Source organism: Calidithermus terrae (assembly GCF_003574345.1).
Classification (GTDB): Bacteria; Deinococcota; Deinococci; order Deinococcales; family Thermaceae; genus Calidithermus; species Calidithermus chliarophilus.
Genome location: NZ_QXDL01000277.1, coordinates 1 through 4,441 on the forward strand (window position 1 = coordinate 1; position 4,441 = coordinate 4,441).

Annotated in this window: 4 protein-coding genes; all 4 read left to right on the forward strand. The window is 69.8% G+C overall.

The window, feature by feature from the left end; translation table 11 throughout:
* The coding region (locus Mterra_RS22595) for a carboxypeptidase regulatory-like domain-containing protein (RefSeq protein ID WP_170159748.1) at window positions 1-812 on the forward strand (812 nt) is incomplete at its 5' end.
* 164 nt (window positions 813-976) lie between these two features.
* Window positions 977-1,396 (forward strand): gamma-glutamylcyclotransferase family protein, encoded by a 420-nt coding sequence (locus Mterra_RS19165; RefSeq protein WP_119316584.1) that lies wholly within the window; start codon window positions 977-979, stop codon window positions 1,394-1,396.
* Window positions 1,397-1,429: 33 nt separating this feature from the next.
* Window positions 1,430-2,764, forward strand: coding sequence for a glycogen synthase (locus Mterra_RS19170; RefSeq protein ID WP_119316585.1), 1,335 nt, complete (start codon window positions 1,430-1,432; stop codon window positions 2,762-2,764).
* Window positions 2,765-3,072: 308 nt separating this feature from the next.
* Entirely contained in the window at window positions 3,073-4,281 is a 1,209-nt protein-coding gene (locus Mterra_RS19175; protein ID WP_119316586.1) for an aminotransferase-like domain-containing protein, read from the forward strand.
* Window positions 4,282-4,441 lie beyond the last annotated feature (160 nt).

Here is a 4,441-nt window from a genome sequence, read left to right on the forward strand (position 1 = left end):
CCCCGCTCCCGCCCGCGCTGCTCGAGCCCCCCGTCGGGGCTTCGCTCGAGTCGCCCCAGGTCAGGCTCGTCGGCAACGCCCAGCCCAACAGCCTCGTCGAGGTCTGGATCGACGGGCTCAGGGCCGCCTTGGTCGCCAGCGACGACGCCGGGCGCTGGAGCACCGAGGTCAACCTCAGCGGCCCCGGCGACCACCGCGTCCAGCTCAAAGCCGTTGACGCCGACCGCAACCCCCTCGCCGAGAGCGAGGAATTTAGCCTCAGCGTCGAGGGGCAGCCGCTCTCGAGCACCGGCACCACCATCACCGCCCCCGCCGACGGCAGCACTTTGGGCAGCAGCATCGGGGTGTTCAGCGGCACGGGGCCGGCCGGGAGGGTGATCGCGGTGCTGGTAGGGGAGAGGGTGGTGGGCCGGGTCGTGGTGCGCCAGGACGGCACCTGGACCTTCGCCTACGACTTCCGCATCCCCGGGGAGTACAACGTGCGGGCCAGGGCCCTCGACCCCGAGCAGAACATCCTCAGCGAGGGCAACATCGTCCGCATCAGCGTCCCCGAGGCGGGTGAATTGCACAAGACGTGCCCGTGCACCCTGCGCCTGTCCACCAACGCCGCCGGGGCCACCCTCACCCTGCGCCGCGAGAACGGGGAGGTGGTCTCGAGCCAGGCCGCCTCCTACGCCGCCTTCACCAACCTCCCCGAAGCCACCTACCGCTACACCGTCGAGGCCCCCGGCTTCCAGAGCTACGAGGGCACCGCCAAGACGCCGGACAACCGCGCGATCTCGGTGTGGCTCGAGGCGTCGCCGCGGCCGTAGGAGCGCCGGGCGCGGGTCGTACGTCGGGTGCGGGTCGTACGTCCTACGTCGTACGCAATACGCAAAACGCCAAACGCAAGACGCAAAACGCAAGACGCAAGACGCGAGACGCAAAACGCCTTGGCCCTTGTCCCTTTGCGCCCTATCCACTAGCGTGTAGGGCGATGTCGCAGCCGTCTTCTCCCGTCGCGGTTTTCGTCTACGGCACCCTCAAGCAGGGGCAGCGCAACTTCGAGGTTTCCCGGCGGGCCGGGTGGGTGCGCTCGGAGCGGGCCTGGCTCGAGGGGTTCCAGATTTACCACCTGCCTAGGGCTTCGGAGCGGCCCTACAGCTACCCGGCCATCGTGGCGGGGGAGGGGCGGGTGTGGGGGGAGGTGCAGTACTTCGCCGACCTCGAGGCCGCCCTGGTGCCCCTGGACGCGCTCGAGGACGCCGGGCGGGAGTACGAGCGCGTCGAGGTGGAGGCCCGGCGGCCGGACGGCGGCGCGGTGCGGGTGTGGACGTACGTGTACCCGAGCCTCGAGGCCGTCCGGCGGGTCAACGGGGTGCTGTGCCCCGGGGGGGACTGGTCGGACCCCGCCTAGCCGCGGCAGACCGCGGCGGTGTAAAACTGTCCCATGCGCGTAGCCTTCGTAGCATCCGAGGCGTTCCCCTTCGCCAAGGTGGGCGGCCTGGCCGACGTGGTGGGAAGCCTGCCCCAGGCGCTCAAGCGGCAGGGCCTCGAGCCCACCGTCTTCCTGCCGTGGTACTGGGGCATCGAGGGCTACTACGTGGGGGAGGCCTGGTTCAACTTCGCGGGCGGGCGCGATAAGGCGGGCATCGGGCACGCCGAGCACGAAGGGGTGCGCTACGTGCTGGTGGGCCTGCCCGACTTCGCCCGCGACAAGCCCTACGGCTACGACGACGACTTCCGCCGCTTCCTCCGGTTCCAGATGGCGGTGGCCGAGCTGCTGCAGGGCTTCGACGTCGTGCACGCCCACGACTGGCAGGCCGCGCTGCTGCCGCTGCTGCGCAACCTGGGCTGGTTCGGCGGGCGCACCGTGTACACCATCCACAACCTGGCCTACCAGGGGGTGTGGGGCTCGCAGGACTTCTACGCCTGGAGCGGGCTGCCCGGCGAGACCTACTACGGGGCGGGCCTCGAGCACAACGGCGCCGTCAACCTGATGAAGTGCGGCATCGTCAACGCCGACCGGGTGACGACGGTCTCGCCGAGCTACTCCTGGGAGATCCGCACCCCTGCGTTCGGGGAGGGGCTCGACGGGGTGCTGCGGGCGCAGGAGTGGAAGTTGCGGGGCATCCTCAACGGCCTGGACACCGCCTACTGGAACCCCCGCGACGACCGCTACCTCGCGCACCCCTACGGCAGCACCGACCTAAGCGGCAAGGCGGCGACCCGGGCCGAGCTGCTGGCGGAGTACGGCCTCGAGGACCGCCCCACCCTGGGCGTGGTGTCGCGCTTCGCCCACCAGAAGGGCATCGACACGATCCTCGACGCGCTGTCCGGCCTGATGGGCATGGGGGTCAACCTCATGGTGCTGGGCAGCGGCGACCCCTACCTCGAGCGCACCTTCGCCTGGGCCGCCCAGCACCACAAAGGCCGCGTGGCCTACGTCCAGGGCTTCAACGAGCCGCTGGCCCACCGCATCTACGCCGGCTGCGACGGCTTCCTCATGCCCTCGCGCTTCGAGCCCTGCGGCCTGGCCCAGATGATCGCCATGCGCTACGGCACCCCCCCCGTCGTGCGGGCGGTAGGCGGCCTCAAGGACACCGTGCAGCACTGGGAAACCGGCTTCCTCTTCGAACACGCCGACGCCGGGGGCGTGCTGCACGGGGTGAGCGAGTTCCTCAAGCACCCCGACCGCCCGGCGGTGGCCCGCAACGGGATGCTGCGCGACTTCTCCTGGGACCGCCCGGCACAGGAGTACGTCGAGCTGTACCGCTCGACGTAGGCGCAGGTGGGCGGCGAGCGGGTTTAGTGGCTCGTGGCGGACGGCGGTCAGCTGTCAGCCATCAGCCGTCAGCGAAAGGCCCGTGGGAACCCCTCCCCGCCGGCGGGGAGGGGGTATCCCCCCAGCCCCCCTTGCTAAGGGGGGAACAAGGCGTCTGGCGTTTTGCGTTTGGCGTTTTGCGTATTGCGTACGACGTAGGACGTACGACGCATAACCCACGTGCGGCCACCGACCATCCCCTCCCATAACCCAACCCTCATGTAACGCAATTCCCTCACCCCGCCCCAAAAACGCAGTAGACTTGGGTCATGGGTTCTCCAATCTCATGGGATAGCCGCTTCGCGCGGCGCGCCACGCGCATCACCAGCTCGACCATCCGCGAACTCCTCAAAATGGCCCAGCAGCCGGGGATGATCACCTTCTCCGGGGGGCTCCCGGCGCCCGAGCTCTTCCCCGCCGAGGCCATGGCGGAGGCCAGCGCCCGCATCCTGCGGGAGAAGGCCAACCAGGCGCTGCAGTACAGCACCACGGAGGGCTACCCGGCCCTGCGCGAGTGGGTGGCGGCCCAGCTCCCGAACACCCAGCCCGACCAGGTGCTCCTGGTGTCGGGGTCGCAGCAGGGGCTCGACCTGCTGGGCAAGATCTTCATCGACGCCGGCTCGGCGGTCGCGGTGGAGTCGCCGACCTACATGGGCGCGCTCTCGGCCTTCAACCCCTACGAGCCGGAGTACCTCACGGTCGCGATGGACGAGGAGGGGATGGTGCCGGAGGCCCTCGAGGCCGTGCTGAAGCAGGGGCCGCGCTTCGTCTACGCCCTGCCCACCTTCCAGAACCCCTCGGGCCGCCTGATGAGCCTCGAGCGGCGCCAGAAGCTCGTCGAGCTCGCCGGTGAGTACGGCGTGCCCATCGTCGAGGACGACGCCTACGCCGAGCTGTACTACGGCGGGCAAAAGCTGCCCACCCTCTACAGCCTCGACCAGCAGATGCGCGGCGGGGGTGAGGGCAACGTGGTCTACCTCAGCACCTTCTCCAAGACCCTGGCCCCGGGCCTGCGCGTGGCCTACGCGGTAGGCCCGCGCCCGGTGATCCACAAGCTGGTGCAGGCCAAGCAAGGCGCCGACCTGCACACCGGCTCGCTCAACCAGATGCTGGTGTACGAGATGGTCAAGTACGGCCTGCAGGAGCAGCTCTCCAAGATCCGCGAGACCTACGCCGCCCGCCGCGACGTGATGCTCGAGGCCATGACCCAGCACCTGCCCAAGGGCGTTAGCTGGAACCAGCCCAAGGGCGGCATGTTCATCTGGATGCAACTGCCCCAGGGTGCCGACGCGGTGAGCCTGTTCAAGAAGGCCCTCGAGCAGAAGGTGGCCTTCGTGCCCGGCCAGCCCTTCCACGCCGACGGCAGCGGCCAGAACACCCTGCGCCTGTCCTTCTCCAACGCCGACCCCGAGCTCATCCGCGAGGGCATCCGGCGGCTGGGCCGGGCGGCTGAGGAGGAGCTGGAGCTGGTCAAGTAGGCGGGAGGCGGGTGCCGGGCGCGGGTCGTACGACCCGCACCCGGCGTCGTACGTCCTACGTCGTACGCCAAACGCCAGACGCCCTTTCTTTGCCCCCCTTAGCAAGGGGGGCTGGGGGGATACCCCCTCCCCGCCGGCGGGAGGGGGTATCCCCCCAGCC